Annotated in this window: 14 protein-coding genes; 3 read left to right on the forward strand and 11 right to left on the reverse strand. The window is 60.6% G+C overall.

Annotation, left to right across the window (positions count from 1 at the left end):
- Positions 1–7: 7 nt before the first annotated feature.
- The 3 genes from PL640_RS16780 to PL640_RS16790 all read right to left on the reverse strand — a co-directional run bounded on the left by PL640_RS16780 (position 8) and on the right by PL640_RS16790 (position 2,384).
- Positions 8–754 (reverse strand): F0F1 ATP synthase subunit A, encoded by a 747-nt coding sequence (locus PL640_RS16780; protein WP_271362714.1) that lies wholly within the window; start codon positions 752–754, stop codon positions 8–10.
- A gap of 98 nt (positions 755–852) precedes the next feature.
- Positions 853–1,176, reverse strand: coding sequence for a hypothetical protein (locus PL640_RS16785; protein WP_142842541.1), 324 nt, complete (start codon positions 1,174–1,176; stop codon positions 853–855).
- Between the two features lie 56 nt (positions 1,177–1,232).
- A complete protein-coding gene (locus PL640_RS16790) occupies positions 1,233–2,384 on the reverse strand; it encodes a calcium:proton antiporter (RefSeq protein ID WP_271362715.1) in 1,152 nt (383 codons plus the stop codon).
- Positions 2,385–2,704: 320 nt separating this feature from the next.
- Here PL640_RS16790 and PL640_RS16795 point away from each other — a divergent pair, with 320 nt between their 5' ends.
- Complete coding sequence (locus tag PL640_RS16795; RefSeq protein WP_271362847.1) at positions 2,705–2,986, forward strand: K+/H+ antiporter subunit F; 282 nt, start codon at positions 2,705–2,707, stop codon at positions 2,984–2,986.
- Between the two features lie 135 nt (positions 2,987–3,121).
- Here PL640_RS16795 and PL640_RS16800 read toward each other — a convergent pair whose 3' ends face one another.
- The 5 genes from PL640_RS16800 to PL640_RS16820 form a co-directional block, all read right to left on the reverse strand.
- Positions 3,122–4,813, reverse strand: coding sequence for a flotillin family protein (locus tag PL640_RS16800; RefSeq protein WP_142842539.1), 1,692 nt, complete (start codon positions 4,811–4,813; stop codon positions 3,122–3,124).
- A 28-nt stretch (positions 4,814–4,841) separates the two neighbouring features.
- On the reverse strand, positions 4,842–5,480 hold the full coding sequence (locus PL640_RS16805) for an OB-fold-containig protein (protein WP_271362716.1): 639 nt from the start codon (positions 5,478–5,480) through the stop codon (positions 4,842–4,844).
- Positions 5,480–6,592, reverse strand: a complete 1,113-nt coding sequence (locus PL640_RS16810; protein WP_271362717.1) for a PspA/IM30 family protein — start codon at positions 6,590–6,592, stop codon at positions 5,480–5,482. Before PL640_RS16810 ends, PL640_RS16805 begins: the two co-directional genes overlap by 1 nt.
- 92 nt (positions 6,593–6,684) lie before the next feature.
- Positions 6,685–8,223 (reverse strand): FAD-dependent monooxygenase, encoded by a 1,539-nt coding sequence (locus PL640_RS16815; protein ID WP_271362718.1) that lies wholly within the window; start codon positions 8,221–8,223, stop codon positions 6,685–6,687.
- Positions 8,224–8,482: 259 nt separating this feature from the next.
- Positions 8,483–10,300, reverse strand: a complete 1,818-nt coding sequence (locus tag PL640_RS16820) for a chloride channel protein (protein WP_271362719.1) — start codon at positions 10,298–10,300, stop codon at positions 8,483–8,485.
- A 212-nt stretch (positions 10,301–10,512) separates the two neighbouring features.
- On the opposite strand from PL640_RS16820, the gene PL640_RS16825 reads away from it, so the two are divergent.
- Positions 10,513–10,944, forward strand: coding sequence for a MarR family winged helix-turn-helix transcriptional regulator (locus tag PL640_RS16825; RefSeq protein WP_174032634.1), 432 nt, complete (start codon positions 10,513–10,515; stop codon positions 10,942–10,944).
- A 32-nt stretch (positions 10,945–10,976) separates the two neighbouring features.
- Here the strand turns inward: PL640_RS16825 and PL640_RS16830 are convergent, their stop codons facing one another.
- Positions 10,977–11,825: a LysR family transcriptional regulator gene (locus tag PL640_RS16830; RefSeq protein WP_065116568.1), complete on the reverse strand. Its 849-nt coding sequence runs from the start codon at positions 11,823–11,825 to the stop codon at positions 10,977–10,979.
- Between the two features lie 133 nt (positions 11,826–11,958).
- Between PL640_RS16830 and PL640_RS16835 the strand changes: the two genes are divergently transcribed.
- Complete coding sequence (locus tag PL640_RS16835; RefSeq protein ID WP_271362720.1) at positions 11,959–13,479, forward strand: MFS transporter; 1,521 nt, start codon at positions 11,959–11,961, stop codon at positions 13,477–13,479.
- Positions 13,480–13,559: 80 nt separating this feature from the next.
- On the opposite strand, the gene PL640_RS16840 is transcribed toward PL640_RS16835, so the two are convergent.
- The gene (locus PL640_RS16840) at positions 13,560–13,844 is read right to left on the reverse strand and encodes a copper-binding protein (protein WP_271362721.1); all 285 of its coding nucleotides are present in this window, start codon (positions 13,842–13,844) and stop codon (positions 13,560–13,562) included.
- A gap of 20 nt (positions 13,845–13,864) precedes the next feature.
- Positions 13,865–14,344 (reverse strand): cupredoxin domain-containing protein, encoded by a 480-nt coding sequence (locus PL640_RS16845; protein WP_269701499.1) that lies wholly within the window; start codon positions 14,342–14,344, stop codon positions 13,865–13,867.
- Positions 14,345–14,372: the final 28 nt, after the last annotated feature.

Below are 14,372 nucleotides of genomic sequence, written 5' to 3' on the forward strand. Positions count from 1 at the left end.
GAATGCTTTAGTGTCCCGGATGCAGTGCATCGTTGAGATACATGCAGGTGAGCATGGTGAAGACATAGGCCTGAATGCCGGCCATCAGGAACTCCAGAGCCGTGATGGCGACCGTCATGAAGAGTGGCGCGATGGCGCCGATTACCCCCAGCGCATTGACGCTGGCGAGGGAGACGACGAAACCCGCAAAGACCTTCAGCGTGATATGGCCCGCAAGCATGACCGCAAACAGGCGGACGGAATGGCTGACCGGGCGCGAAATATAGGAGATGATTTCGATCGGCACGATGATCGGCGCCAGGATTGCCGGGATTCCGGCGGGTTTGAACAGGCCGAAAAAACCAATGCCGTGTTTGAACAGGCCATAAAGCGTGACGGTGCCGAACACCATCATGGCGAGGCCGAAGGTGACGATGATCTGGCTCGTTACGGTAAAGGCATAAGGAAACATGCCGATCATGTTCGCGAAGAGGATGAACATGAAAAGCGAGAACACGAAGGGGAAGAACCGCATCCCCTGTTCGCCGGCATTGTCACGCAGGGTCTTGGCAACGAACAGGTAAAGCATCTCCGCGCTCGATTGCCAACGGCCGGGCACGAGGCGGGCCTTGCCGGTTGCCAGAAGCAGGAATGAACTGGCCAGTGTGACGGTGAGAAACATGTATGCCGAAGCATTGGTGAAGCTGAGGTCGATATCCCCGACTGTAATTTCAACGAGAGGTTTGACTTCGAATTGGTCGATGGGGCCGGCCATGACAGGTCCTTCAGTAAATTGCGACAATGACGGGGATGCGCCGGTGTTCGAGGTCACGGCTGTGCCGGACGCAGGAAGACCGTGCGTGTGGTGGAAAGTCAGAAATAGGGAGGGTGTTCGGTATATCGGCCATTCTGATCCCAAGATTGAGAGTCAGGGCCGTCCCCGGAACGTTTCAAGGCACGGGTCGTCCCGCGCGAGGGCTTTCTAGCCAAATCGGTGGCAGGTGGCAATCGTTTTCGGGCAAACGCATCGGCGCGGGAAAACCGGACCAGATGGTTGGCGACGAGAACGAAGATCAAGACCGCCGAAATCCGCGTCACCCAGCCTGGCGAGCGTTGATTTGCACTTTTTGCGACCGTTTCTGAAATGTCCTGATAAAGCATTTCGGGAGCGTTCCACATCATGAATCTCGCGATCATGGGGTCGTCCCCGTTCGGTTTGAAGCGCGCGCGGGCCGTCCCGCGATGCCGTGGCCTCAGGCTGTAAACAACAGGAGGCCAAAGATGACGAACAGCATCAGATGCAACAGTCCCTGCGCCGCCGAGGTTCGCCTGCCCAGATAGGTCAGGGTTGTCAGCGCAACCGTCAGGGCAAACAGGATGGTTTCGGTGGGCGAAATTCCGAAGATCACCGTTTTGCCGGTGACGAGGCCAACCGTCAGGACCGCCGGGACCGTGAGCCCGACAGTTGAAACGAATGCGCCGAGGCACAGATTGATTGCCCGTTGTGTCTCGTTGTTCAACGCGGCCTTCACGGCCGTGATCGATTCGGGCGTAAAGACGATGATCGCAATAAGAACGCCGCCAACGGCCACCGGGGCGCCAGCCTGCGCAACGCCGTAATCAATGACGATGGCAAGGTCATGTGCGAGCAGCACGATCGGCAGCATCAATCCGATCAGAAACATCGAATGAACGATGTTCTTTTTGCGGGCATGACCGTCCGTCGGATGGTCTGGAGCCTGACGCTTGACGGGTTCTGTCAGCCTGATCGACATCCGGCCCGGTGCCGGTTGCATGAAGTGGCTGCGGTAGCGGCCCATCTGGAGGGCGAGGAAACTGCCATAGACAATCACGGTCACGAGAGAGATGACGATGGCCTGGAGAGCGGTAAACGTGCCATTGCCTGCGGAGAGCGTGTTTGGCACCAGAAGCGCGACGCCGGCCAGAACCACCGTCATCGCAATGAAGGAAACGGCGCCGGGCGCATTATATTCCTGCTCGCCATAACGCATCGCGCCCGCCAGAAGGCAGATACCTGTCACGAGGTTGAGGATGATCATCATCACCGCGAATATGGAATCTCTTCCGATTGTCGGCGCCTCATTCGGCCCCAGCATCACCGCCGCAATCAGGATCACTTCGATTGCAACGATCGACAGCGTGAGAATGAGCGTTCCGTAGGGTTCACCCAGTTGATGGGCCAGTTCATCGGCCTCTTTCACTACCCCGAAAGCCGCCATCAGGATTGTGGCGAAGAGAACGAGAAAGCACGAGATGGCAATGGTTGGCGTCATGCCCGGCGAAAGCCATGACTGGCCGGACAGCTGGAAAACGGCGACGACCAGCCAGGCCACGACGAGTTTCGGCCAGGGAGTGCGGAGAAAGGATGGAGATTTGTCAGACATTGCAGGCGACCTCTATCTGGGGTCGTCCCCGGCAATCTGTCGCATTCGGGTCGTCCCGAACGAAGCTCTGTCAAGCTGTAGATATCAGCGATAGCATGGCAGGGTTCCTGAAAGCAATGGCGCAGTCGGGCCACCCGCCTTGATGACAGGCGCCATTGGTGATAGCACGCAGTTGTGCAGGACGACCTGCGCCATCCGGATCAATTGGGGACGGCCCCGTGTCTAAAGAACACGTGGAGCAAGGCCATGATCTCTCATAATTGCCCTGAACAGACCGGTATTTTTTCTTCGGCACGACCCTGTTGAGGGTGCCGATGATGTTGAGCGCCGATATTATTTACTGGTCCGCCACCCTTGCCCAGGGCATGCTTCTGCTTGCCATGGCATTCGCCGCATATCGGCTGATCAAGGGTCCAAGGGCCCAGGATCGTGTCATGGCAATTGATGCGATCTACAATATTGGAATATTGCAGGCACTGGTGCTGGCGATCAAAACCGGAAACGCCCTTTATCTTCCCTTCATTCTGATCCTCGCAATTCTCGGCTTCGTTTCGACGGTCGCACTTGCGAAGTTTCTGATGCGAGGTGAGGTGATCGAGTGATGCGGCATCATTTCCGGGGCGTATAACGGGTCTCGTGGAGTGTCTAAAGAACAGAAAAGCGCGGCCATCTTAGATTGGCCGCGCTTGATATTCTTGCCGAGACGAGTGCCGGACGGAAGGACTGCCGAGACCCTGTTAAGTCTCCTTGCGTGGCTGTTTTTCCGAGGTTGGCCGATCCGTGCCATTCGTGATCGAGGCTGCGAGGAGGGCCTGTGTCGGGTCCGCTCCCTTGAAACCGGCCTGCGCGAGGATTTCATCGAGAACCGGCTTCTGCGCGGTGAAGCTCAGCAGCTGGCTTGAAAGATCGCCCAGGCCATTGCCACCTTGTCCGTCGCTGCCGCCACCGAGTGCGCCGGCCAGATTTCCGGCGCTGAAGATGCGGATATCGGAAATCTTCTCGATCGGCTTCATCGCTTCGGCCAGCGCCTCGGGGATGATGGCGATCCTTGCGCGGGCAAGTTCGAATTCGATGATGTCGCCGGAAAGCGCATTGCGTGCATCGTTTTTCGCACGCTCCGCCTGCGCCTCGGCATCACCGAGCGCGATGACGCCTTCGGCGCGGATTTTGGCGGCCTGCGCCTCGGCCTCGGCGCCGATCTTGGCGGCGGCGGCAAGGTTTTCCGCAGCTTCGCGTTCGGCTTCCGCCTTCACGGTGATCGCCGTCGCTTCCTGTTCGGCCGCCTTGCGGGCGTCGATCACGGCAATGCGTTTGGCACGTTCGGCGATTTCCACTTCGCGGGCGGTTGCCACCTGTTCTTCGGCGGTGATGGCGGCTGCCTTGGCTTCATCCGCCTTGGCACGCGCAGCCTGTTCCTGCTCCACCTTCTGGGCAACGGCGATTGCCGCTTCGATCCGGGCGGTTTCGGTGATCTTGCGGGCTTCCGCCTCGCGCTCGGCGATGCCGCGCTCGGCCTCGATGCGGGCGGTCTCGCGGGCCTGGCGGGCTTCCGCATCCCGCTCGGCAATGCCCCGTTCGGTATCGAGCTTTGCGGTCTCCTCGTTCAAGCGGGCGGCCTGTTCGGCACGTGCGGCTTCTGCCCGTGTTTCCGCGGTCTTGTTGGCGATATCACGTTCCTGCGTCAGTTCCGCATCGCGCTGTTCGCGCTCGATGGTCAGGCGGCGCAGCACGGCTTCGCGGTCCTTGGTGGCGATTTCGACTTCGTTGTCGCGGACGATCTGGTTGCGCTCGCGTTTGCGCTCCTCGGTGATCCGCGTCAGTGCCGTCAGGCCTTCCGCATCGAAGGTGTTGTTGGGGTTGAAATGCTTGATGTCGGTCTGGTCGAGCCGCGTCAGCGACACCGATTCCAGCTCCAGGCCGTTGGACTGCAGGTCATGCGCGACGGCCGCCTGCACGGATTTGACGAATTCGGCACGCTGTTCCTGCAGGTCGCGCAGCGACATGGTCGCGGCGACAGAGCGCAGGCCGTCGACGAACTTCGCCTCGACCAGGGATTTCAGCGCATCGGCGTCGTTTGTCCGGTCGCCAAGCGTCTGGGCAGCGAGCGCGATATTTTCGGCGTCCGGTTTTACGCGCACATAAAATTCGGCGGTGATATCGGCGCGCATGCGATCCTTGGTGATCAGCGATTCATGTTCGGATCTCTTCACTTCCAGCCGCAACGTGCTGAGCGAGACCCAGGAATAGGAGTGGAAGATCGGCAGAATGATTGCGCCGCCGTCGAGTACGACTTTTTTGCCGCCAAGGCCGGTTCTGACATAGGCCTTGTCGCGCGTCGAGCGCGTATAAAGCGATGTCATGATGATGCCGATGACGACGATCGCCGTGACGATGGCACCGGCAATCAGGCTCAAAGAAAAGAAGTCCATGGTGAATTAACCCCTGTTGTGCCCGCTATTATGAATTTTTCAGATCCGGCGGTGCGGGGATGGCCTGGAAAAGCCCATCCGCCCCATCGACGATCAATACCTGCGCACCCGTATCGATCGTGTGACCGGATGCGGCCTGTGCGCGCAGGAAGTGAATATTGTCATGCCGGTCCTTGACCCGCACGGTGCCGGGCTTGCCCTGGTCAAGCGGCCCGATGGTGACGATGCCTGTGAGCCCTAGAAAGTCGGCCTGCTCGAGCGCGTTGGTCTCATCGCGTGGAATGACCTTTGCAACAGCAAGGCTGAGCGACCGCGTGGCCGGAATGGCCACGGCAACCGCGCCGGTCATGGCCAGAGGGAGCGGCAAGGGCCCGAGAAGCACCGTGGAAGCGACCCCCTGAATGAAGAAACCGGTAACGGCAAAAACCGAAAGCAGAATGACCGCGAGAACAAGCAGCGGCACGCCGCCGGCGTTGAGCCAGGACATCCAGCTTCCCAGCAGCCCCGCTTCGGTATCGCCCGGCGCATGGTAGCTGAAACTGTCGTCCAGCAGTCCGGAGGCCGATACGCCTACCAGGACCGAGACGAGTTCGACAATGCCGAGACCGGCGACCGTCAAGAGGGCGATCCAGAAGGGGGCTGTGCCTGGCTGGACAATGCCCTCCATCAGCGTTCGCCCTCCCGGAAGGCCTTGAGCCGCGCCTCTATGGCGCTCTGTCGCTGCATGCGGCTCAGCTCCTCCACCTCGGCTGCGCCGGTATTGGGCTTGGCCGGTGTGCCGGTCACTCTTTCGATCGCTTCCAGCGCCTCGGCGAGACGGCGGTCATTGCGCTGGGACGGGGTGGCGTCCACGCTGGCAGGTGCGGCGCGTTCGGCACGCTTGGCATCTTCGAGCCGCTTTTGCGCATCCGCCTTTGCAGAGGCGATGCTGCGCAAGGTGGTTTCCGCCTCGGCAATTTCGGCGGCATTCTCGAGGATCGCCTTGTTCAGCGCTTCGCGCTGCGCCTCCAGATCGATCTGCAGTCCGGTTGCGGCCCGGGCCAGATCTTCGCGGCCGTTTTCCAGCCCGATCCTGATCTTGTCGTCGAGGTCGCTAATTTCCTCATCGAGGTCAGCGGCCTTCGATTTGAGGCGATGACCGGCGGCAACCGCCACGCCCAGGGCCGTTCGCGCTTCCTCGGCGATCTTGGCAATTTCCCGCACGGCCTGTTGTGCAACGGCGACCGGATTGGACGCCTCGGCCGCGTCGACAGCGTTGTTCATGACACCGGCGATGACACGCCCGAGCCGCCCGAGAATACCTTCATTGTTCATCGAAGCCTCCCTGTTCGGTTGGAAGCCGGTTTTTATGCCGGCATGGATGCTGATGGTTTCGCCCTCGAAAACGAGGCGCGCTTCTGAAAAGTCATTCCAGCCGTCGTGATAACCACGAACGGTGTAGGGCACGACGACGCGGCCCGAGAGGGTGGCGATGCTGAGGCTGTCAGGCCCCTTTACCGAAAACAGCTTGCTGTCGAGCGGGATGTCGCGCACCGGCTCCTGCGGATCACGCTGGCTATGGTCGCGCAAAGCCAGCGTCACCATGCGGGATGGGAGGCCTGTCTTGACCCTGATTTCCTCGTAAGCTGCGGCATGCAGCGCCACGAGGTTGGCGCCTTCGGTCTGATCGAGGATTGCCATCGCACGTCGATAGGCAAGCAGCGTTTCTTCAAGGGAAGATCGATCTTCCCTTGAAAGATTGAGTACCAGAACGACGTTGGACAGAAGTTTCGTGCTCATGTGAAATACATAAAGCACTCCATTGGTGCTTTCAAGGGGCGGCGCCAGTTTTTTCAACTCTGCATAAGCTGATTTCGCGCTTCAGATGTAGTTTATAATGTACCGAACCACCGGCTAGCGGCTTCTGTAAGTTCCTCCTTGTCAGGAGTTGAACCCGTGGCCCAGGCGACGATGCCATCGGGACGCACGAGCACGGCGCGTAAGTCGAGATGGTTGACGGCATTGCCCGCTACATAAGCAATCCGCCCGTTCCAACGGCCTGCAAGCGCTTGAAGCGATTCATCCGCACCAAAGTCCAAAAGCAGAGCTTTGCCTTCTCTCAGAAGTTCGCCGGTCTTCCTTCCATCGGTCAGTACGAAATCCGGAACGCTGCGGCCGACAATCGGATTTTGGCCGCCAAGCTCATAGTGCAGGGAAACACCCCAGACACGCTCGGCGAAATATGTCGCGCCATCGCGGGTCTCGATGAGATCGCGGATGATGGCTTCCAGCGCCCTTGTGCTCGGGCTGGGGCGCATGAGAGCGACCTGCGCGCGCGACCAGTCGAGGACCTGTGCTCCCACCGGGTGCCGCTCGCCGGTATAGGTGTCCAGCAATCCGTCCGGGGCATCGCCGCGGATCGTCGCTGCAAGTTTCCAGCCAAGATTGAACGCATCGCCCAGCCCGAGATTGAGCCCTTGCCCGCCAAGCGGAGAGTGTATGTGCGCGGCATCGCCCGACAGCAATATTCGGCCGTTGCGATAGGTCGTGGCCTGATAGGCACGATCCGTCCATGTCGTTGCAAGGCTGAGGCCCGTTATCGTGATGTCGCTGCCGGAAACATGCCGCAGCACTGTCTGCACATGCTCCGGCGTTATCGGCTGGGTTCGGTGGAAACGACCGCTGTCGAAATCGACCATCGCGATGGTTCCGGGCTTTTGATAGGTGTACATGCCGGTCGACGTGTAGTGGCGGCCCGGAACGAGCTTTTCAGGGTCAGCCATTTCGACCTTAACGGAATAGCCGGTGAATTCCGGATCGGTGCCGACGAAATCGAAGCCGCCCGCCTTGCGCACCGTGCTGCGGCCGCCATCGCAGCCAACAAGCCACCGTGCGTGAAATATCTGGCCGCCGGCGCGAATGGTCACGGCCTCATCCGACTGCTCGACGCCCTCGACGCCAAGGCCGCGTCTGATCTCGGTTCCCATTGCGGTTGCACGTCTTTCCAGGACGGTTTCGATCTCTTCCATGCTGGAAGCGATGGTAACCGGCGTCGAATCCGGCAAGCGATAGGTCCATTTCGACGTGTCGATATTATCGTGGAAGAACTGGATGCCGGCAAAGTGGCCACCCGGCCGGCGCTGCTGCTGCATCCAATGCGCGGTCAAGCCATGGCTGCCGTTTGGCTGTTCTTTCGCTGGCTGCTTTTCGGTTATGTCCTCCAGCAGGCCGCGGCGGTGGAAACTTTCGATGGTGGGCACAGACAAACCACGCATGCCGAAGGGAAGTTTCTTAAGCGGAGAGGAAGGGTCGGGGGCCTGTTCCAGCACCAGAACCGAAACCCTGGCCAAGCGTAGCTCGCAGGCGAGAAACAGACCGACAGGACCAGCGCCGGCAATCACGACATCGTAAATCTGAGGGGTATTTGACATGAAATGCTCCTTTGGTCGTTCGACCGGAGCAGCTCATCGTTTTGAGAACCACACGGACGAACAATTTGACGCCCTGACAGCGTCGTTGTTCGTCGTGGGACTCATGCGCGGGGCATGGACAGAGCTTTCGTTTCCGAAAGGACTTGGGCTAGACCACACCAAGTCGTGCCTTTTTCGACATTTCTTCTATAGTCCCGAACCGGCCGGTCGGCAAGACGGGATACTTGCTTTCCGGCCGTGGCTGCGCAGACAGGCCTTTTCAGCCTGCTTTTGCCGGATTGGCTTTGCGTGGTCCGAGATAGGGCTTGCGCTCGTTCTCCAGCGTATTGGCCGTATGGCGAAGCCGCAGCAGATCCTTGCGGGCCACGAGACCTACAAGGCGACCGGTTTCCGCATCAACGACAGGGATGCGGCCCGTGTCGGTCGCAAGCATCAAATCCGCGACATAACCGATGGTATCTTCTGGATGCGCGACTGGAGCCGAGGTGTCGGAAACGCGCTCGTCGAGGCTCTGATCGGCAAGCACCGGGTTCTGCTGCCATTGCAGTGCATCGCCGCGTGAAACGATGCCTTTCAGCACGCCTTGTTGATCGACAACAGGATAAATCCGATGCGTGTTTTCGGTGGTTGCGAAGAAAGCGGAGGCATCGCCGACGCGCATATCCGCCGGCAACGTATCGACCGTATCGATCATGATGTCGCGGGCGCGGGTATATTCGAAGGGGTCGATGCCGTATTCGCGGGTAATATGCTGGCCACGCCGCGCGATCTTTTCGGTCAGGATCGACCGGCGCAGCAGAAGCACCGTTACCGCATAGGCGGAAATGGTTGCGGCGAGCAGTGGCAGCAGGGTTGAGACATCACCGGTCAGTTCGACCGCAAAGAAGGTACCGGTCAGCGGCGCACGCATTGTCCCGCCCATCATCGCTGCCATGCCCAGAAGCGCCCAGAAACCGGGGTCGCCGGGCAGCGCCAGACCGACCAGCCAGCCAAGCGCGCCGCCAAGGATGAGGAGGGGTGCGAGCACGCCGCCCGATGTACCTGACGAAAGCGATATGAGCCAGATGGCAGATTTGACCAGCAGTATCGTCAGCACGGCCTGCGGCAGCAGTCGGCCGTTCAGAAGGCCGTCGATAATGTCGTAGCCGACCCCCAGCGCGCGTGGCTCGATCAGGCCACCGAGACCAACGGCAAGGCCGCCGATTGCTGGGCACCACATCCAGTGGATCGGCAGCGCCTCGAAGGCATCCTCGATCCGGTAGAGCAGGGTCGTCAGAAGGCCCGATTGCAGGCCGGCGATGATGCCCACCATGGCGCACAGGCCGATGCCCCACCATGGCAGGTCCATGTGGAATTGCCGGGGAAAGAGCGCGCCGGCTTCAAAAAGGAAAGGGCGCCAGCACGCGGAGATGCAGGTGGCAAGGGCGACGGGAATGAAGCTTCTCGGTTTCCATTCGAACAGCAGCAGTTCGACGGCGAGTGTCAGCGCGGCTATCGGCGAGCCGAAGATGGCGGTCATGCCGGCTGCCGCACCTGCGACGAGAAGGGTCTTGCGCTCGGCTGCGCTCAGATGAAAGCACTGGGCAAATAACGATCCGATCGCGCCGCCGGTCATGATGATCGGCCCTTCCGCACCGAACGGCCCGCCGGTGCCGATGGAGATTGCCGAGGAGAGCGGCTTCAGGATCGCGACCTTCGGCGACATGCGACTGCCGCCGATGAGTATGGCTTCGATCGCTTCGGGAATGCCGTGGCCGCGGATTTTTTCCGATCCGAACCGGGCCATCAGGCCGATGACGAGGCCGCCAAGCACGGGGATTGCCACCATCCACAACGAACGTGGCGCTTCGGCGGGAGAGCTGGCTGCCATGCTCAGCTGTCCGAACCAGGCAAGATTGGTGACAAGCGCGATCAGGCTCACCAGCAGCTTTGCGGCGAAAGCGCCGCCGGTGCCGACGATCAGCGCCATGCCGATAAGGGCTAGAACGCGGCGGTCGGTCGTAAAATCGCCTGCTTCACGCCGGGCAAGGCCGCCCGTGAAATCGTGTAGCCGGCGGTGAGGCGTGGTTTTCGGCATGGCATTTTCCGTTGCTGTGATGTGGATGGCGGCGTCAATACATCGTAATACGATATAAATCAACACGGGTATGGGGAAGTGGCGCGCCGATCAGCCGCTCCGCACTGGCGGAGAACGCCGTCCTGCGCTAAGCCGGACGTATGGCGCCGGGGAGATATTTCCGCCTTGGGCGCCTTGAGCAAGATGAATCGCAGAGATCGAGAGTGTGGAAAATGCCAAAGGACAGGCTGAGCGATGCCGATTACGAGGCCCTTTCCAACCTGCGCTACACGCTGCGCCGCTTCATGGATTTCAGCACCTCTGCAGCGCAAGAGGAGGGGCTTCCGGCCCAGCAACATCAGGCGTTGCTTGCCATCCGCGGGCATCGCGATGAAGAGGCGATGACCGTCGGCAGGCTTGCCGAGCGGTTGCTGATCGCACCCCACTCCGCAACGGAACTGGTGGGCCGGCTGGTCACCGCCGACTATGTAACCAGGCACGCTGATCCCGCCGACCGGCGGCGCCAGACGCTGGCGCTGACGGACAAGGCGCAGGCGGTTCTGGAACGGCTGACCGCCATCCATCTCACCGAAATCCGCGAGATGGCGCCACGGTTGATCGATATTCTCAAGACATTGGAAGAGGCGCGCGAGCCGCTGAAATAGGCGGCGCTATCCGCTGCTACCCTGAGGCCGTATCAGGGCCGATGTTCCCGGAATGCAGCGGCAAGCGTGCGCAACGCCTCGCGGGATCTGCTGTCGGTGAGGGTGGAGAACATCACGACCTCGGTGGAGGGCAGCGACGGCAGGCCGAAGCGCTGGCTGACCTCGACCGTGCCGGGCGGTGCAAGACGGCAGGAAAAGGCGGAAATGGCAAGACCGGCGGAGACCGCGGCTGTAACCATCGACGAGGTGCCGCCAAGAAACACTTCCGTCCAGGCAATGGCGGCCGAATCCAGCGCGCGGGCGGCAATGTCGCGCACGCCGCAGGCGGGTGAAAGCGCTGCCAGCCGCAGGGGCTCGCCCTGCCGGTGTTCGAACTGCGGAGCGGCGTACCAGCCGAAATGCTCCGCACCCAGTACCTCGCCGTCGCGTCGGTCGTCTTCGCGCCGGATGATCGCGGCGTCGATTTCTCCACGGTCGAATGCGTCCAGCAGCACGCGGGAATTGTCCATGCGCACTTCGATCGTCAGCCCCGGATCATGGGCATTAAGCCGCGCCAGAAGGGTTGGCACCTCCGGCCCCGCAACATGGGCGGCAATGCCAAGGCCGAAACGGCGGCGCGGGGATGAAAGGCCGGCAAGGGCACGATCATGCGCGGCGAGGAATTCGCGGGCGGGCGCCAGAAACACCGCACCTTGCGCTGAAAGCCGCACGGACCGGGGCGTGCGCTCAAGCAGCCGCTGGCCCAGCCGGTCTTCCAGCCGCTTGAGTTTGACGCTGATGGCGCCCTGCGTGGTTCCCAGCGCTTCGGCCGCGCGGGTGAAGCTCTGCATATCGGCGATGGTGACAAAAGCCTCGACGGCATCCACATCCAGCGTGCGCATATCGGTAATTCCAATTTGTTGTCTCTGAAATAGCCAATCATCCAATTCAGTTATGGTCAAGCTTTGGCTAGTTTGCGTCCGGTTCCGCAGACCGGATTTTGCTTTTGCGATCCGACCCATGAAAGGCTGAAGAATGACCCTTGCCGTTACCGCACCCACAGGCAGCAGAAGCGCCATGGCGCTCGCTGCCGTTTGTCTTTCCGCCCTGATGTTCGGCCTGGAGATTTCCAGCGTTCCGGCAATCCTGCCGACACTCGAACAGGTGCTGCATGCGGATTTCCGGCAGCTTCAGTGGATCATGAATGCCTATACGATCGGCGTGACGGTGGTGTTGATGGCGACAGGCGCGCTGGCCGACCGCTTTGGCCGCAAGCGCGTCTTCATTGCCAGCATTGCCGCTTTTGCGCTTTCGTCCCTTGCCTGCGGAATGACGGAAAATGTGGTGGTGCTGATTGCGGCACGTTTCCTTCAGGGACTGAGCGGCGGTGCGATGCTGGTGTGCCAGATCGCCATCCTGTCACACCAGTTCCGCACGGCCGGTGAGCGTGGCATGGCATTCGGCTGGTGGGGCATCGTCTCCGGTGTAGGGCTGGGCTTTGGCCCGATTATCGGCGGGGCCATCGTCGCGTTGTGGAGCTGGGAATGGGTGTTCCTCGTTCACGTGGCGCTCAGCGCCGGCACTTTGCTGCTTGCAGTGGGCGGCGTGCGGGAATCGTTTGATCCGGAAGCGATCCGTCTTGATCTTGCCGGCATCGCCACGCTGTCGCTGGCCGTGTTTCTCCTTGCGTTTTTCATCACGCAAGGCCCTGAACTCGGCTTTGCCAGTCAGGCCGCGCTATTAGTCCTTGTTGGGTCCGTCGCAAGCTTCATTGCCTTTCTCATCGTGGAAAAGCTCACGCCAAGGCCGATGTTCGATTTTTCCGTGTTCCGCATCCGGCCGTTTTCCGGGGCCATCATCGGCTCGGCGGCAATGAACATCAGCTTCTGGCCCTTCATGATCTATCTGCCGATCTGGTTTCAGGCGGGTCTCGGTTATGACAGCGTCGCCGCCGGTCTTGGCCTGCTTGCCTACACGCTGCCGGCGCTGGTGATGCCGCCGCTGGCGGAGCGCCTGTCCCTGCGTTATCAGCCTCGTCTTGTCATTCCGGCCGGGTTGTTCACCATCGGTCTCGGTTTCATGCTGATGAAATTGGGCAGCGGCATCGAAAATGCCAACTGGCTCACCATGCTGCCCGGCTGCATTCTTTCCGGCATCGGGCTCGGTTTGACTAATACGCCGGTCACCAATACGACCACGGGTGCGGTGCCGCCGGCGCGTTCCGGCATGGCGTCCGGTATCGACATGAGTGCGCGCATGATCTCGCTAGCCATCAATATTCCGGTCATGGGTTTCATTCTGGTGGAGGGCGTCCGCTCTTCGCTTCAGGCAAATCTACCATCCGGCACGGATATGAACGCATTGCAGTTGCTCGCTGAAAAGGTTGCGGCGGGAACCGCGGAAGCGTCGGCGCAGGGCCTGTCGGAGGTGCTCGTCCATCAGGCGCTGGCGGATGGCTTCGGCCTGGTCATGCTTTATGCCGGTATCAGTGTCTGGCTGCTTTCCGCCATCAGCTTCGTGGTCTTCGGCCCGGTGCGAAAACCCGCCTGCGATTAATGTACCGCAGACGAATGAGGCGCACCCCCACCGGCTTTGCCGATAGGGGTGCGCGCTGGTCTTTGCGGGTTCCGCCGCAGTTATTTCAGCTGCGTCACGGTCAGCTTGCCGTTCACCCGCTCGGCGACGAATTGCACTTTCGCGCCTTCCTGCAATTTCGCCAGCATGGCTTCGTCCTTGACGTCGAAGACCATGGTCATTGCCGGCATGTCCAGGTTTTTCAGGTCCTCGTGGATAAGCGTGACCTTTTTGGCCTTGGTATCGAGTTTCTTCACCGTGCCGGCGGTGAATTCCTGTGCGAAGGCGCCGGCGGCAGAGGCGAAAAAGAGGGCTGCGGCGAGGGTGGTGTTGATGACTGTTTTCATGGATCGGTTTCCTTGTTTGCTTACTTTTTGGCAACGGTGACATCGCCGTGCATGCCGGCGTCGTAATGTCCGGGCACAAGGCAGGCGACCTTGAAGACGCCGTCATTGGTGAACCTCCAGACGATTTCTCCCGTCTTGCCAGGCGCCAGGCGGATGGCGTTCGGATCGGCATGTTCCATCTCGGGGAATTTCTCCATCAGCCCCTTGTGTTCCATGACCTTCGCTTCTTCATCGAGAACGAATTCATGATCGAGCTCGCCTTCGTTCTTGACGGTGAAGCGGATGGTCTGGTCCTTGCGGACCCTGAAGCTGTTGGGCGTGAAGATCATCTTGCCATCCGGTGTTTCCTTCATGCTGACGCGGATGGTCTGGGTGACTTTCGTGGCGTCGCCGGGCTCACCCACTGCCATCGCCTCGCTGTGTCCGCCGGCGTGGCTGCCGGCCGCGAGAGCGGGGGTCGCAAGTGCTGCCAGCACAAGGCCAAGAATTGCAGTGTTCATGTCGTTTTCCTTTTTCGTTTGGGAATGT

The sequence above is a fragment of the Agrobacterium sp. ST15.16.024 genome (genome assembly GCF_027956545.1).
GTDB lineage: Bacteria > Pseudomonadota > Alphaproteobacteria > Rhizobiales > Rhizobiaceae > Agrobacterium > Agrobacterium cucumeris.